At 46.5% G+C, this 13,523-nt stretch carries 15 protein-coding genes and 3 pseudogenes; 11 read left to right on the forward strand and 7 right to left on the reverse strand.

Going from position 1 to position 13,523, the window contains the following annotated elements; all coding sequences use genetic code 11:
* Positions 1–132 (forward strand): annotated as a pseudogene (locus RH949_RS23315) (carbon monoxide dehydrogenase); the annotation flags it as partial.
* A gap of 47 nt (positions 133–179) precedes the next feature.
* On the opposite strand, the pseudogene RH949_RS23320 reads toward RH949_RS23315, so the two are convergent.
* Positions 180–336 (reverse strand): annotated as a pseudogene (locus RH949_RS23320) (MerR family DNA-binding transcriptional regulator); the annotation flags it as partial.
* A 71-nt stretch (positions 337–407) separates the two neighbouring features.
* Here RH949_RS23320 and RH949_RS23325 point away from each other — a divergent pair.
* Together RH949_RS23325 and RH949_RS23330 are read left to right on the forward strand one after the other, a co-directional pair.
* Positions 408–728, forward strand: a pseudogene (locus RH949_RS23325) (FecCD family ABC transporter permease); the annotation flags it as partial.
* 344 nt (positions 729–1,072) lie between these two features.
* On the forward strand, positions 1,073–1,939 hold the full coding sequence (locus tag RH949_RS23330; protein ID WP_446356501.1) for a methyltransferase domain-containing protein: 867 nt from the start codon (positions 1,073–1,075) through the stop codon (positions 1,937–1,939).
* A gap of 88 nt (positions 1,940–2,027) precedes the next feature.
* On the opposite strand, the gene ureE is transcribed toward RH949_RS23330, so the two are convergent.
* The 3 genes from ureE to RH949_RS23345 all read right to left on the reverse strand — a co-directional run bounded on the left by ureE (position 2,028) and on the right by RH949_RS23345 (position 3,595).
* Positions 2,028–2,465, reverse strand: coding sequence for an urease accessory protein UreE (gene ureE, locus RH949_RS23335; protein ID WP_006105475.1), 438 nt, complete (start codon positions 2,463–2,465; stop codon positions 2,028–2,030).
* A 32-nt stretch (positions 2,466–2,497) separates the two neighbouring features.
* Positions 2,498–2,989, reverse strand: a complete 492-nt coding sequence (locus RH949_RS23340) for a DUF4168 domain-containing protein (protein ID WP_446356503.1) — start codon at positions 2,987–2,989, stop codon at positions 2,498–2,500.
* Positions 2,990–3,106: 117 nt separating this feature from the next.
* Positions 3,107–3,595 carry a DUF4168 domain-containing protein gene (locus tag RH949_RS23345; RefSeq protein WP_044210607.1) on the reverse strand — a complete coding sequence of 163 codons (489 nt, stop codon included), beginning with the start codon at positions 3,593–3,595 and terminating at the stop codon, positions 3,107–3,109.
* A 99-nt stretch (positions 3,596–3,694) separates the two neighbouring features.
* On the opposite strand from RH949_RS23345, the gene RH949_RS23350 reads away from it, so the two are divergent.
* Positions 3,695–3,817 (forward strand): hypothetical protein, encoded by a 123-nt coding sequence (locus RH949_RS23350; protein ID WP_006105413.1) that lies wholly within the window; start codon positions 3,695–3,697, stop codon positions 3,815–3,817.
* 6 nt (positions 3,818–3,823) lie between these two features.
* Here the strand turns inward: RH949_RS23350 and holA are convergent, their stop codons facing one another.
* Entirely contained in the window at positions 3,824–4,804 is a 981-nt protein-coding gene (holA, locus tag RH949_RS23355; RefSeq protein WP_446356506.1) for a DNA polymerase III subunit delta, read from the reverse strand.
* A 33-nt stretch (positions 4,805–4,837) separates the two neighbouring features.
* Here holA and RH949_RS23360 point away from each other — a divergent pair, with 33 nt between their 5' ends.
* The 6 genes from RH949_RS23360 to RH949_RS23385 all read left to right on the forward strand — a co-directional run bounded on the left by RH949_RS23360 (position 4,838) and on the right by RH949_RS23385 (position 9,317).
* A complete protein-coding gene (locus RH949_RS23360; protein ID WP_446356508.1) occupies positions 4,838–5,626 on the forward strand; it encodes a DUF1868 domain-containing protein in 789 nt (262 codons plus the stop codon).
* Positions 5,627–5,831: 205 nt separating this feature from the next.
* A complete protein-coding gene (locus RH949_RS23365; RefSeq protein ID WP_446356510.1) occupies positions 5,832–6,275 on the forward strand; it encodes an AAA family ATPase in 444 nt (147 codons plus the stop codon).
* Positions 6,215–6,484, forward strand: coding sequence for a hypothetical protein (locus tag RH949_RS23370; protein WP_446356520.1), 270 nt, complete (start codon positions 6,215–6,217; stop codon positions 6,482–6,484). Before RH949_RS23365 ends, RH949_RS23370 begins: the two co-directional genes overlap by 61 nt.
* Before the next feature lie 133 nt (positions 6,485–6,617).
* On the forward strand, positions 6,618–7,229 hold the full coding sequence (locus RH949_RS23375; RefSeq protein WP_446356512.1) for a cobalt-precorrin-8X methylmutase: 612 nt from the start codon (positions 6,618–6,620) through the stop codon (positions 7,227–7,229).
* A gap of 94 nt (positions 7,230–7,323) precedes the next feature.
* The gene (gene cbiE, locus RH949_RS23380) at positions 7,324–8,598 is read left to right on the forward strand and encodes a precorrin-6y C5,15-methyltransferase (decarboxylating) subunit CbiE (protein ID WP_446356514.1); all 1,275 of its coding nucleotides are present in this window, start codon (positions 7,324–7,326) and stop codon (positions 8,596–8,598) included.
* A 557-nt stretch (positions 8,599–9,155) separates the two neighbouring features.
* Entirely contained in the window at positions 9,156–9,317 is a 162-nt protein-coding gene (locus RH949_RS23385; RefSeq protein WP_006104592.1) for a ribbon-helix-helix domain-containing protein, read from the forward strand.
* Positions 9,318–9,998: 681 nt separating this feature from the next.
* Here the strand turns inward: RH949_RS23385 and RH949_RS23390 are convergent.
* A complete protein-coding gene (locus tag RH949_RS23390; RefSeq protein ID WP_446356516.1) occupies positions 9,999–10,442 on the reverse strand; it encodes a hypothetical protein in 444 nt (147 codons plus the stop codon).
* A 255-nt stretch (positions 10,443–10,697) separates the two neighbouring features.
* Here RH949_RS23390 and RH949_RS23395 point away from each other — a divergent pair, with 255 nt between their 5' ends.
* Entirely contained in the window at positions 10,698–12,674 is a 1,977-nt protein-coding gene (locus RH949_RS23395) for a caspase family protein (RefSeq protein WP_006104553.1), read from the forward strand.
* A gap of 134 nt (positions 12,675–12,808) precedes the next feature.
* On the opposite strand, the gene RH949_RS23400 is transcribed toward RH949_RS23395, so the two are convergent.
* Positions 12,809–13,523: IS1634 family transposase (locus tag RH949_RS23400; RefSeq protein WP_446356518.1), on the reverse strand; the 715-nt coding region annotated here is incomplete at its 5' end.

A 13,523-nucleotide genomic window follows, 5' to 3' on the forward strand; every position in this document is an offset into this window, starting at 1 on the left:
CTCAAAGGTTGGGACGGTTATGAACCGACTGCCAAAGCGATGGCAGGGGCATTGCCGCATCTGGATCTCTTTCGCGCAGCCAATACTCTGGGCGACTTGGCAGCGCTCGAGACCGAAATGGCGCGGCTCTGACACCCAAACAGATCATGGACCACGGATTGAACGAGGGCGAAGACTGTACCCGATTTATTACCAATTAAGTCAGCAATATCGTATCGACGATGACCACCAGCCGTCCGAGAAGATCGTATGAGAGCCGTTGAGGTCCCATCGGTGCAAAGATTTGACCGTCACACCTAGTAGAGTAGCTGCTTCTTGGGGGGTTAAACTAGACATTGCCTAATTATATCATAGAAAATGTCCAGTTATGTCAATAATTGTCTAGATATTTACGGACTGTTAGTTAACCCCGTACCCTCGGATTATCCTTGGAAAAAGCTCGCCTCATGTCCGTTGCGATCGCGGTGGGTTTAGCGGCGACAGCCGTTGCTACGGTGGGTACAATTAGTTTTGTTGGCTTACTCGCCCCCCACGCCGCCCGTCTCTTGGTTGGTTCTCGTCATCGCCAACTGCTCCCCATTGCCGCAATTTTGGGAGCGATTTTGGTTACCCTGGCGGATAGTCTGGGTCGAATTATTCTTGCTCCCAGAGAAATGCCTTCGGGACTGGTCACAGCACTAATTGGCGCTCCCTATTTTCTGTGGCTACTTTATCGAAATCAAAAGTAAAATTTTAGGGAAGAGAGAAAAATTTTGAGAATCCCAGGACTATGCCTCTGGTAACTGCATAGGTTCCCAGACTTCAGAGATATAAAGGGTTATGCTCCTTCCTACATAACCCCCTCAGGCAATATCTGAGGTTTTTTTTTGACTTTTCACCTTTTTTTCACAATTGTTCGATAGATTTAATCATAGTTGTTACCCTGATGTGGAAGTGATTACCCACCCCCTGCTGAAACGGCGGGGGTCTTTTTTTGTCTATTTTTTGTCCATGTTGGTCGGTGCGCCGATCATCAGCTTCATATCTTGATTTACACTCTAAAAGGGGAAAAACCAATGACAAAGGACAATTCATGAGTTCAACACTTCAGGGTCAAATTCAGCAGTTTTACGACGCCTCCTCTGGACTGTGGGAACAGGTTTGGGGCGAACACATGCATCATGGTTATTATGGTCCGCTGGGTCGTGAGAAAAAAGGTCGGCGTCAGGCGCAAATTGATTTAATTGACGAACTGCTGAATTGGGGTAATGTGCAGCATGCCGAGAATATCTTAGATGTGGGGTGTGGGATTGGCGGGAGTTCTCTGGACTTAGCCCAACGGTTTGGGGCGCAGGTACAAGGGATTACGCTGAGTCCCGTCCAAGCGGCGAGAGGAACAGAACGGGCAAAGGAGACAGGGTTAGAGGCTGAGGTGGAGTTTCAGGTGGCTGACGCCTTGGATATGCCGTTTGCGGATAACTGTTTTGATTTTATCTGGTCGTTAGAAAGTGGGGAACATTTACCCGATAAGCAGAAATTTCTGGCAGAATGCTACCGGGTTCTGAAACCGGGTGGGACATTTCTGATGGCGACATGGTGTCATCGTCCGATTACGCCAGCCACGGGAGAGTTGACGGTGGATGAAAAGCAGCATTTAGAGCAAATTTACCAGGTTTACTGTTTACCTTACGTGATTTCATTGCCAGAGTACGCCGCAATTGCCCGTGAGTTATCTTTTGCGGATATTCGCACTGATGATTGGTCAGATGCAGTCGCACCGTTTTGGGATATTGTCATTGATTCAGCCTTTGAACCCCAAGCATTAATCGGTTTACTCAAAAGTGGTTGGGGTACAGTGCAAGCGGCGCTATCGTTGGGATTAATGAGTCGGGGGTATCGGCGGGGTTTGATTCGGTTTGGGGTACTCTCTGCTCAGAAACCGTCAGCGATAACGTTGTAAAATTATATTTTTTAAGAAGTTTGTAGTCAGGGCTTTAGCCCTATACAAAGTGACCTGTCCCGGTGGCGAGGAAGTGCGGAATGTGGGTTCAACTATGATGGTGATACGCCCCAATTTCGGGTTGAAAGGGAGCGATTTCTGGCTTCACATCTACGCCTAACTGATTCAGCATCGCCTGTAAAACGGAGTCAGGTGATAAGCGTAAATAGTGGGGAGTGACTTCCAAGGGGACGTGGCGATTACCAAGGTGATAGGCGGCTCGCAGTAAACTCAGGGGATGGGGAGACGTAACGGTTAAAACAGGTTCGGGTTTCGCCGCAATCTGCACCACTATCTCACCTGTCTCAGATTGGAGTAAATCCCCATCGTTGAGAATCGTCCCTCTCGGTAAACGCAGATACAAACCCTGACCCTCTGGGGTTTCAAAGCGGTAGCGTGTCCGGGTGCGTTCCTCGGCGGTGAGGGAAAGTGTAAAATTAGCGGAGAGTTCTGTGGCTGAGTTCAAGCGTTGCGTCAACGTCAGCATAAATTGCCCAATCTGTCAAGCTAAAGTGCCAGCTAAAGTGACCGTTTTAGGCGAATCAGTTGATTCTGAATTTGCCGTTGTAAATCGGGGTCTAATTGAGCTGTATTCGTAATGGCGTTAAATTGAGCCATGTTGAACCCCTGACTTTCGCCAATTTCTTTGGCTTTATTGCAGTAGTTGACGGCAATTCCTTGGACATCAGAGGGGAGTTCTTTGAGGGAATCGGGTTGGGTGCAGGTAATATTAGGAATCTGGTCTTGGTTTATCTGTTGCTGAATTTCGCTGAAGGCAGTTTGACGGCTATTTTCGATCGCCAGAAGTGCCTTGGCGTAATTCCTGATTTCCTCTTCGGTGATAGTTTCGAGTGGTAACGGGGAAATAGTGGGACTTGCCTCTGGAGTGGAGTTAGAGGCACATCCAGAGAGAATGAGGGCGAGTGCGGTTACACAACTCGTCCAGGAAATCCTAAAGATTCGCGATCGCGCCTGTATGGGCATGGAATCCGATTCAAGTAGCAACGGCAAAGTGTAGCTCTATTTTGACAGGTTTTGACCGTTTGGAACTCAGGAACTTAGTAAAACTCAGGGTTCTTGCTTATATCTAGAGTTCCTTACCGAGCGTTATGATACCACAAGAGGGGCTTATCGTTGGCTGGATTCTTGCTGTCTTTGTAATGCATCTTGAATCCGCTGTCGTAAATTACCATCTTTTTCCGCCAGACGTGTAATTTGATTGAATCGGGAGGGGGTTAAATAATTATTGACCAGCGCTAACGCTTGGTTACAATAAGTATTGGCAATTTTTCGCGCCTCCTGAGACGGCAGTTGATTGATGGTTTCTGAGCGATGACACTGGATATCAGGAATGTTGCCATTTACGATTTTTTTAATTTCGTTATAGGCAACTTGGCGCAAGGGTTCCATGGCTAAAACTGCTCTAGCATAGTTGGTAACCTCCGCCTCGGTAACAGCTTGTTGAGCATAGACAGCACGGCTGAAGTCCAAACTTAGGGACTGTCGCGAAAGTTCGGGAATGAACCCAGACAGTAAACCTAAGCTGGTTAGTGCAGCTACAATAAGTGGACGAGAGAAACGAGGCACATGAGGGTGATTACAGTAGGACGTGATCATGACGATCGCAAATAATTAAACAGTACACAACAAAACCCAGAGTGGGCTTGTTTTTCCTGAACTATTTTAGGGGATAGAAGTTCCGCTGTCGGGTGTCGGGTGTCGGGTGTTGGGTGTGGGGAAGCTGGGGAAGCTGGGGAAGCTGGGGAAGCTGGGGAAGCTGGGGAAGCTGGGAGACAAAATTTCTATTGCCTATTGCCTATTGCCTATTGCCTGACATAAGACGAATTAATGACAAATTTGACACAATTTTATCACTTGAGTTTGCAGAGTGGAGAGTCCATCAGCACCTCGTTTTAGGCTAACCTCTAACTCTAATAAAACTCGTAACGTTGCCATTAATTGATCCAGGCTGAGGTGTTGTACATCTTTCTTCAGGAAGTAAATACGCTTAGGGTTACCAACTTCGGCGGCGTTAGCAATAACTTTTATATCCTTTTCTCCCTCACTCATCATTAGCTTCACCCATAACCATGTGCGAAATTGTCCCACAAGGGTGGCGACAATTCGTAATGGGTGTTCGTTGTTGTTGATTAAGTCAGCAATCAATCCTAATGCTTTATGAGTATCGCCTTTGAGGATACTCCCGGCTAATTGTAGGCTATTGTGAGTTGTGGTGGTGACTAACGCAGAAACAGCGCGTTCATCTAAGCTAGTTGTCTCATCGCCTGCGTAAAGGCGTAATTTGTCGAGTTCGTTGGTAAGTTGACGGGTATTGTTCCCCACTGCATCAGCCAGGAGTTCAGCCGCTAGGGGAGTGAGTTTAACACCAGTGGTTTGGGCGTAGGATTTAACCTGTTGGACTAATTCCTCGGTTTTCCAGGGGGGAATTAGCGGAAATTCTCGGATTTTGGCGTGTTTTTGCAGCAGTTTGGTGGATTTGAGCCGTCCATCGGGGCGATTATGACTGGTGAGGAGTAATATAGATTCTGGCGGAATGGCGGGGAGAGTGCGTCCAAGTTCAGCCAGAACATTTTCGGAACAGGTTTGGCAAACGTTGGTATCGACTAGCCAGACTAATCGTCCTCCCATCCCAAATGGGGGAGTCATCGCTTGATTGAGTCCCTGAATGACGGCATCGGGTTGGTCTGGGGGAATTCTATCATAGTTAAAACTCAGCCAGTTGGGGTCGAGGACGGACTGGCGTAGTTCGTTGATGGCTTGGGTAAGGGCGAAGTCATTGTCTCCCCAATAAAGATAAATTGGCATAAGGACGTTTAGCGCATTCGGAGGAAATGAAACGTGGATGATACCTATCCAACTTATATTAATCGGGTGGTGAGGATGACTGTACTCGATAGTTATCACTCTCAGTTACCCAATATCCAGGAGTCACCGAAGTTTGAGCATCTGGCTGATGGCACAACCAAGGCGGTTAATTTTCCAGGATACACGGTGATGACGCCACCCTGGGAGGATGAGTCGGAGAATCAGGCGTTTTACGGGAGTTTGCAAGAGTTACAAACAATATTAGAAGGGGAATTTAAGTCGAGTTTAATGATATCGCTTCCGCCTGAGAGTTTTCACTTAACGCTGGCGGATTTAATTTGGGAGAATAATTATCGGGATGCGGTGCAGAATAATCCAGAGTTTGATCCGCAACTTCAGGGACGCATTCGGGAGAGTTTTGGACAATATCAGGAGTTATATAGGAATTCTTATCCTATATATTGGCAGTTTTTCGGCGTGATTGTTATGCCGCGTGCGATTGGGGTTTGTTTGGTGCCAAAAGATGAGGAGTCTTATCAACGAGTGGTTGAGTTCCGGCGTTGTATTTATCAAAATCCGGGGTTAATTGGTTTGGGGGTTGAGCAGCAGTACCATTTTACGGCACATATTACGTTAGGATACTTCGGGGAAATTCCAGCACAGCTTGAGCGCGATCGCATTAGTAGTATGTTATCGGATTTGAATCAGCAATGGTTAGCGAAGGAGGATAATTTATTTTTGGTTAAGCGGGCTGAGTTGCGGAAGTTTGATAATATGACTCATTTCTATCGCAAATCGGATTTTCCGGTTGTTGAGTTTTGATCTGAGTTAGTGTGGGGTGGGGGGAATGTTTACGTTGATTAGTTTAAAACGCGCCCTTTGTTAGGTTGTTGAAGATGGAATTTGTGTATTTGCGGTGTGAATGGTTTTGTCTCAGGATTGAATCGTTTTTAACGCAGAGGTTCGCAGAGGTAAGCGCAGAGGGACGCAGAGGGTTTGACGTTAGTTGTGAGTAGGAGATGGTAGGATGTTTCTGGCTAAGTTTCGATTGTATAATTATAAGTCGTTTCGCGATTCGGGTTGGTTGGAGTTTGCGCCCGGTATCAATATTATTGTCGGACAGAATAATTCTGGCAAGACGGCGCTGTTGGAGGCGCTGACGCTGAATTTTAAGAATGTGCCGCATCGGAGTTTGAGAATGTTACCTAATTCAGATTCACGATTAGATGATGAATCGAGGGTAGAAGTTATAGTAACTTTATCCAAGGCGGAATTTATTGATTTCATAAATAAATTACCTGAGCATTACTTTGGAATATTTCCGCACGTTTATTCATTAAATCAGGAAGAAAATGGATGTATTGAGCTATTTCATGAATGGCTAGATAACCCTAAAAATGTCAAGATCAAATGGAGAATAAATCTAAGAAGCGTTATTTTGACTCGAAAGAGTTTCAGGAGGAAAAACTAAAGGATTCAGACTGGGTTGACCAGACTATTAATGCAGCTAAGCTGCTCAAGGATTTGTTTTCGGAGTTGTCGGAAAATCGAATAAAATTTCGCAAAACTCGACATTCGCTTAAGCTTACTGAATGGTTACTTGAACATGAACCTGAACAAATGATTGAACTGGCGGAGTTTTTGCAGAAAGTGATTGAAGGGAATAGGGTTCAGGATTAAATTTTAGTTGAGTTTGTAGTTTGATCAATGTAATGGTGCGTTACGCTACGCTAACACACCCTACGGATTAAGGCTTTTAATTAAAAAATTTAGTTCGCGACTCATTTAAGGAAAATAACGATAGATAATTTCTATGAACCCGCTAAATCATCCAATATTAGAGCAAAGTTTTGCTATCATTGACCAAGAGATTGGTGAACATAGGTTCACGCCTGATGAATATGCAATTGTCCGGCGGGTGATTCATAGTACCGCTGATTTTGAATTGGCTAAACTGATTTATTTTAGCCCAGAGGTAATTACATTAGGAATTACAGCTATTCAGAATAAAGTCCCGATTATTACTGATGTGGGTATGGTTAAACAGGGAATTACGGGAATGGTGAGTAAGACGTTTGGGAATCTGGTAATGGCGGCGGTTGAACAAGCATCGGTGGCGCTTCCTGGTAAGACGCGCACGGAAACGGGTTTATTAAGTTGTTATCGTCAGTTTCCGGAAGCTATTTATGTGTTTGGTAATGCGCCGACTGCACTCTTAGCATTATGTGCTGAGTTACAACAATCTTCAGTAAAACCAGCTTTGGTTATTGGCGCACCTGTGGGGTTTATTTCTGTCGTAGAAGCAAAAGAAGCTTTAGCAAAAATCCCAATTCCACAAATAAGGATTAATGGGCGCAAAGGGGGTTCTCCTGTCGCGGCGGCGATTCTTAATGCTTTAATGAGCTTAGCCTGGGAAAATTCGTGAACTTAACTCATAAGTGTTTGTAGTCAGCGCTTTAGCGCTTCTGGCACTAAAGTGCCTACTACGAACACCATAAAATATTAATAATAAATGACAAATGACAAATGACATTCATGTAGTCGGAATTGGTTTAGATGGTGCGGCGGGACTGACAGAATCCGTGAGACAATTAGTAGAACGGGCGACGCTGTTAGTGGGGAGCGATCGCGTCTTGGGTTACTTCCCTGAACATCCCTCACACCGCTTGGTTTTGGGGGATTTGACGCAGGTACTCCGCGAGATTCGTCGCCAGTTGGCTAAGAATGAGCCAAATTGCTGTATCATCGTGTTAGTGAGTGGCGATCCTTTGTTTTTTGGCTTGGGACGTTTGTTATTAGCTGAATTGCCACCTGAACATCTCACGTTTCATCCCCATGTCAGTGCGGTACAATTAGCATTTAGTCGGGTGAAAGTCCCTTGGCAAGATGCGGTAACGATTAGCAGTCACGGGCGTTCTTTAGAACGGTTAACCCAAGCGCTACAACAGGGAACCGACAAAATTGCCGTGCTGACGGATAAAATAAATACGCCGAGTGCGATCGCAAATCTATTACTTGATCTGGATTTACCCTGTGAGTACCAGTTTTGGCTGTGTGAAAACCTGGGTGGAACCGATGAACGGGTGCGATGTTTGCCTGTGGATGCGGTACACTTAGAAGCGATCGCGCCGCTGAATGTGGTGATTCTCCTGCGTCAGTCTGAACCGAGTGATACTCCCCTAGATGTCGCCACATTCCCTATTTTAGGGCTATCGGATCACAGTTTTGCCAGTTTTCGCGATCGCCCCGGTTTAATGACTAAGCGAGAAATCCGTACTCTGATTTTAGCGGAACTATCCCTACAACCGGAACAAATTATCTGGGATATTGGTGCAGGAACGGGTTCCGTCTCCATTGAAATTGCCCGATTATCGCCTACGTCTCACGTCTATGCGATCGAAAAAACGGCAATGGGAACGGCTTTAATTGAACAAAATTGCCGCCGTTTACAGGTTACGAATGTCACCTCTATTTATGGTACAGCACCGGATATATTATCTCAACTGCCCACCCCCCAGCGGGTGTTTATTGGCGGAAGTGGCGGGAATTTATTGGCGATTTTAGAACGAACCCAGGCACAATTAGGAGATAATGGCATAGTAGTGTTAGCCTTAGCCACCTTAGAACACCTGAATCAAGCAGTCAACTGGTTTAGCGATCGCGGTTGGACGTATCGATTATTACAGGTTCAGCTTTCCCGTTCCATTCCCGTCGCCCAACTCACCCGTTTTACCCCCCTAAATCCGGTAACGATTATTCAAGCTATGCGATCGGATACAATAAATAATTTGTAGGGGAGTGTTTCGCCATTGTAGGGGCGGGTTTAGCCACATCCGTGTCAACTTAAGCTCAACCCCTCACCCCCAGCCCCTCTCCCAACCCTGACAGGTGTAGGTTTTTTATTTAAGGGTGGAGACTAGACTTGGGGACAAGGAAGGAAAGAAGACAAGGGGGAAAAACCGTACAGAATTCGGTTCGGTCAAACTAACTTCTAAAAGCCGAAACGCCCTATTTTTCGTTCTCACTCTTCCTTGTCTACGGTCGCTGAGCGAAGTCGAAGTGATGGTCTACCTGTCTTCCTTGTCTTACCTGAACCGCAATCTTAAAAAACCTACCCTTGTGAGCTCCCGTCCCCCCCTTTTCGATCCCCCTCCCGTCCCCCTTAAAAAGGGGGAAGCCAGGGGATGCTTCGCTTTTTTTGCACGGGAGGGTGGGTACAAAGCCCAAACGCTGACCAACCTGGCTTGTTAGTGTAAAGTGTGTTATTTTAATGTATAACGAATTTAGATTGAGCAATAAACAGTGAAAAACTATATACTGGAATATGTTGAAGCATTAAAATTTAGGGCTGATGAAACTCAAAGGGCGGGTCACTGCTTATCTACCGGAAGAAATCCAGAGAGCCTTGGAACAGTGGGCAGAGGAAGAAAGTAGGTCACTGAGTAGCCTAGCGACCTACTTGTTAACTCAGGCTGTCAAAGAGCGTCAACAACAACAAAACCAGTCGAATTAGGGCTTGCTGAATACGTGTTGTTGGTTAGGGAAGGGAACAGGCAACAGGCAACAGGCAACAGTGTCAATCCCTGTGTCAGGAAGATTCTGCGACCACTAAGGCGCATAATGCCAAGATGTAGAGTAAGCTGTCATGCATTTAAATTGGGTATTAGTAGCGAGCAAGATGCAAAGCCTGCGGCATGGCTTCGCTTAACGCACTACAAGGATGAGAGCAATTCTTGACATTATGGTTTAAATGCCGAACAGCTTATCTAGGATCTAAAACCTTGGACTTGTTTAGCCAGAAAATGCTTGAAAGCTTTATCTGGTATGCTTTATACATTCATGCAGCTAGCCCGACTTATCAGCCAATTGGCGTAAAAGATTAAGAAGTTTTGCTGAGGCGGGAACCCATCCTCAGAGGACACAATTTGATGTAGGGACAAATCAGAACCTGAATGGTTTAGGGCTTGGGCAATTTGAGGAACCAGCACGCTACCTCAAATATTATGCACAAGCCCTCTCTCTATTTAAGTGGGTGGACACAATTAAAGTTAACGGTTGAGATTAGGGAACACCTCGACTTACCTCGACTCCGCTCGGTAACACGCTCGGTGTGTCACAGGGAACAGGGAACAGTAAGGGTTTTAGGGCAATTTACTTTCACTTAATACAGTACCGTTTTCTTTTGTCCGACTACTTACTGATTCGGCTCAGATTCAGGGGGTTGGTTAGACTCTGATGGCTGGCTAAAGTCTAGCAGGGATTGAGTCCCCGGAAAATAAGTTGCCCAAAACGAAACAATAGGACGCCGTTTCCAGTTTTGACGACTCACGTCTAGCAACAAAATCGGAGCGATCGCGTTATTATGTTGTCCAATAATGGTCACGGCGACATCAGTGACCAATATATCACCATCGAAACTGCGTTGGGCGGCGGCTCTAGCAATGGCTTCGGCGCGGCGGAGAAAATTAGCGTAACTTTCATCAGGCTGACTGATCAGAGAGACTTCGACTCGTGCCGTGTAAGCTTGAGCCATCTCAGGAGCGATCGCGGCGGTGATCAGCCAACTGATACTGGTACAACCGAACAACACCCATAAACCGAGTGGCGCAATTTGTTTTCGGGCAATTGACTGGATCATTGGGGTAGACGACGGGTTATGAAACAGAAATTTTAACAGCAGACGTTACCTGGGATAACCCCTGAAGGGCAGATTATTGATGATTCTTCAATATCTCCCCATTGGAGACGATTTCAGGGTTATCCTGACGGACAGGCGGCGAAGACTATAAAATGATTTTGTCTTTAATGTCTTGATCAAGACTGAACCGTTAGTCCGACAAGACGATGGCAACACTGATCAAGTTCCAGCCGCCAACGTCGAAACCCAAAACCCATGGCAAATTACGCTTGCGTTGCAATTGGCATTAATCGCTATCAGTTTTTACCGCCCTTAAACTACGGACAGGCGGATGCTCAAGCCTTGTGGCAGTTTCTGGTGCAGCAGGGGAATGGGTCATCCCAGGATTATTTAGTTTTAACCGACCATTCACCTCTGATTGATCGCCAATCCACTTATCCCAATCAAGACAATATTTGGCGCTGGCTGGACGCGACTCGCCAACCCTCCCCGACGAACGGCAAAACGTCTGCGTCGAAGTCTTGGCGGTGGTTCTTTTTCAGTGGTTATGGAGTTTGTTGGCAACAAGCTGATTACCTAATGCCTATTGATGGGAATCCCCAGGATATTCCCCGTACCGGGATACCAATGCGATCGCTCCTTAGTTCGCTTCAGCCTCAAGGGGATGAAAATCTGCTGGTTTTGCTAGATATTAACCGATCGCCGGGACTGCAATCCGGGGAATCGGTGGGTGCGGAAACCGTGGAATTAGCCCGTCAGATGGGAATTACGCTGATCATGTCCAGTCAGCTTGGGCAATTTTCCCACGAAGCGACGGCGTTGCGGAATGGTTTGTTTAGCGCTGCCTTACTGGAAGCCCTGCGCTACTATCAAACTGAGCTAACCCTGGCAAACTTGGAGCAGTATTTAGGCGATCGCTTACCGGAGTTAAGTCAACACCACTGGCGACCGATACAGACGCCTTTAATTATTATTCCTTCTGAAGCAACCCGACAACAACTCATTTTACCTATCTCTGGGTCTACTTCTGTCGAAGAGAAAACGGCGACACCAATAGCCTCAACCCTAACATCGGGGGATCAGACCAATGGCAAGTCAGCCTATCAAGACGCCTCTACTGATAATGGGAATGGCGCAACCGCCCCTGTCTCCAAGTATGCCGTTGCCATACCGGACAAACAACCGACGCACTCGTTAACACCTAGGGATGTCGATGAAAAGTCCAACTCAGCAACTTCCAACTCAGCAACCGCTTTGGTTAAGATACCTGATTTTGTGTCCGACAACGATAGTCAAGAGGATCAGACATGGAAACAATGGCTGCTGCGAGGGAGTGGACTGATACTGGTTTTGGTGCTGATGCTACTCACTCTCAAGACTCTCAACCGTCAAACTGGGACAAGTCCCCAGATTATTCAGCCTGTCACCGAAACCCAACCCACAGCCGATGAAGAGACGGAGGGGTCAGTGACTCAAAGTCCCGTCGCTGATCAGACTAGCCCTGCACCTAAAGCCACTGGTTCACCGCTTCCCCCCTCACCTGTGGAGAATCAGCGTATTGCACCCGCGTCTGAGGATAAACCCCAGGAACAGCCCCTAGACTCACCCTCACCCTCTGATCCGGAATCCATGGAAGCGAACCAACGGATTTTGGCACAAGCTAAGGGTAGAATCCAACCCAATCAAGCATCCCTCTTCAGTCAAGCGATCGCCCAAGCCCAGAAAATTCAACCCGGTGAACCTCTTTACCAGGAAGCGCAACAGGATATCCAGCGCTGGAGTCAGGTGATTCTTGACTTAGCCGAAGGGCGGGCGAAACAAGGCAATTTTGCATCTGCGATCGCGGCGGCAAAATTAGTTCCGTCTACCAATCCCTCAATTTATAATCGGGCGCAGTCGGCAATTAAAACTTGGCAGACTCAAGCGAAACAGCAGCAGCAAAACCAAGCAATTATTCAAGCGGCTAAACAGCAACTGCGACGGAATCAAGCCTCGTCTTATAATCGGGCAATTAATACTTTAAGTAAAATTCCCCCAGGTCAACCGGGTTATGATCAAGCGCAACAGTTAATTGATCAATGGAGTCGCCAGATTTATCTAATTGCCAATTCTCGTGCATGGCGGGGTCAGTTGTCACTGGCGAGACAAACCGCCGCCTTAGTTCCGCCGGGGACTCCCTCATACCCAGCCGCGCAGCAGGCGATCGCTCGATGGCAGAAGGATCAACAGTAAGGAGGTGGGAAACATGACAGTTAACGGTGAAGATTGTCATCTGTCATTAATCTCAACCGTTAACCTGAAGTTCCCCTTTGACAAATCGCTACACTGTATGCATATCTTGGCTTAGGGCGATTTCACTTTCGGCTTCACTGGGTACAAATCAGGCTGACGCCCAACAAATCTAAAGCCTTTCTTTGTACCGGAGTCGGTTCGGTTACCTTGTCAAAGTCAAAATTTACACCTGGAATATTAGACTGAATTCGATTGTTAACAATTGTTCCCAAATCAGCTAACAGGGTTTGAAAGCTATGCACGGGTAAGTTATCTGCTGTCCGCTTCTTTTGGGCTTTGGAAGAAGCCGAATCGCTCCGAACTGAGTGGGTGACTATTCCTTCACGTAATCTAAGAGCATTTTCCCAATCATCTTCATCGAAAAGAATCGGGGCTAAACATCGGCGCATATGCCATTCTACATAGTACGCCAACATACATAAGAATACATGAGCTTTAACTCTATCGCTGTTACGATGATAGATAGGACGTACCTTTAAATCTATAGTTTTATAGCTGCGGAAGGCTTGCTCAACTTTGGATAAACTCTTATAGGCTTTGACCGTCTCTTCGGCGTTCAATGTTTCTTCGGGTACGGAACTTCTCACCACATATAAGCCATCTAATGTGGCTTCTTCATTAATACTTTCGGTGTTTCTTTTGTAAGAGAAGCTATCGGGAGTTATCTGGATTTTGAAATGTTTCGCCACACCATATTTGTTGATCACTTCACCCACTTTTAATCCGATTTCAGCACCTCGACTTCGCTCGGTGCTGACCCTGAGCGAAGTCGAAGGGTCAGCTTCACCC

Source organism: Coleofasciculus sp. A1-SPW-01 (genome assembly GCF_040217205.1).
Lineage (GTDB): Bacteria > Cyanobacteriota > Cyanobacteriia > Cyanobacteriales > Coleofasciculaceae > Coleofasciculus > Coleofasciculus chthonoplastes_A.

Bases quoted from the DNA above. Each gene is read 5' to 3' on its own strand.
- RH949_RS23330 (WP_446356501.1), top strand. From the start codon at position 1,073: ATGAGTTCAACACTTCAGGGTCAAATTCAGCAGTTTTACGACGCCTCC.
- ureE (WP_006105475.1), bottom strand. From the start codon at position 2,465: ATGCTGACGTTGACGCAACGCTTGAACTCAGCCACAGAACTCTCCGCT.
- RH949_RS23345 (WP_044210607.1), bottom strand. From the start codon at position 3,595: ATGATCACGTCCTACTGTAATCACCCTCATGTGCCTCGTTTCTCTCGT.
- holA (WP_446356506.1), bottom strand. From the start codon at position 4,804: ATGCCAATTTATCTTTATTGGGGAGACAATGACTTCGCCCTTACCCAA.
- RH949_RS23365 (WP_446356510.1), top strand. From the start codon at position 5,832: ATGTTTCTGGCTAAGTTTCGATTGTATAATTATAAGTCGTTTCGCGAT.
- RH949_RS23370 (WP_446356520.1), top strand. From the start codon at position 6,215: ATGGAGAATAAATCTAAGAAGCGTTATTTTGACTCGAAAGAGTTTCAG.
- RH949_RS23375 (WP_446356512.1), top strand. From the start codon at position 6,618: ATGAACCCGCTAAATCATCCAATATTAGAGCAAAGTTTTGCTATCATT.
- cbiE (WP_446356514.1), top strand. From the start codon at position 7,324: ATGACAAATGACATTCATGTAGTCGGAATTGGTTTAGATGGTGCGGCG.
- RH949_RS23385 (WP_006104592.1), top strand. From the start codon at position 9,156: ATGAAACTCAAAGGGCGGGTCACTGCTTATCTACCGGAAGAAATCCAG.
- RH949_RS23390 (WP_446356516.1), bottom strand. From the start codon at position 10,442: ATGATCCAGTCAATTGCCCGAAAACAAATTGCGCCACTCGGTTTATGG.
- RH949_RS23395 (WP_006104553.1), top strand. From the start codon at position 10,698: ATGGCAAATTACGCTTGCGTTGCAATTGGCATTAATCGCTATCAGTTT.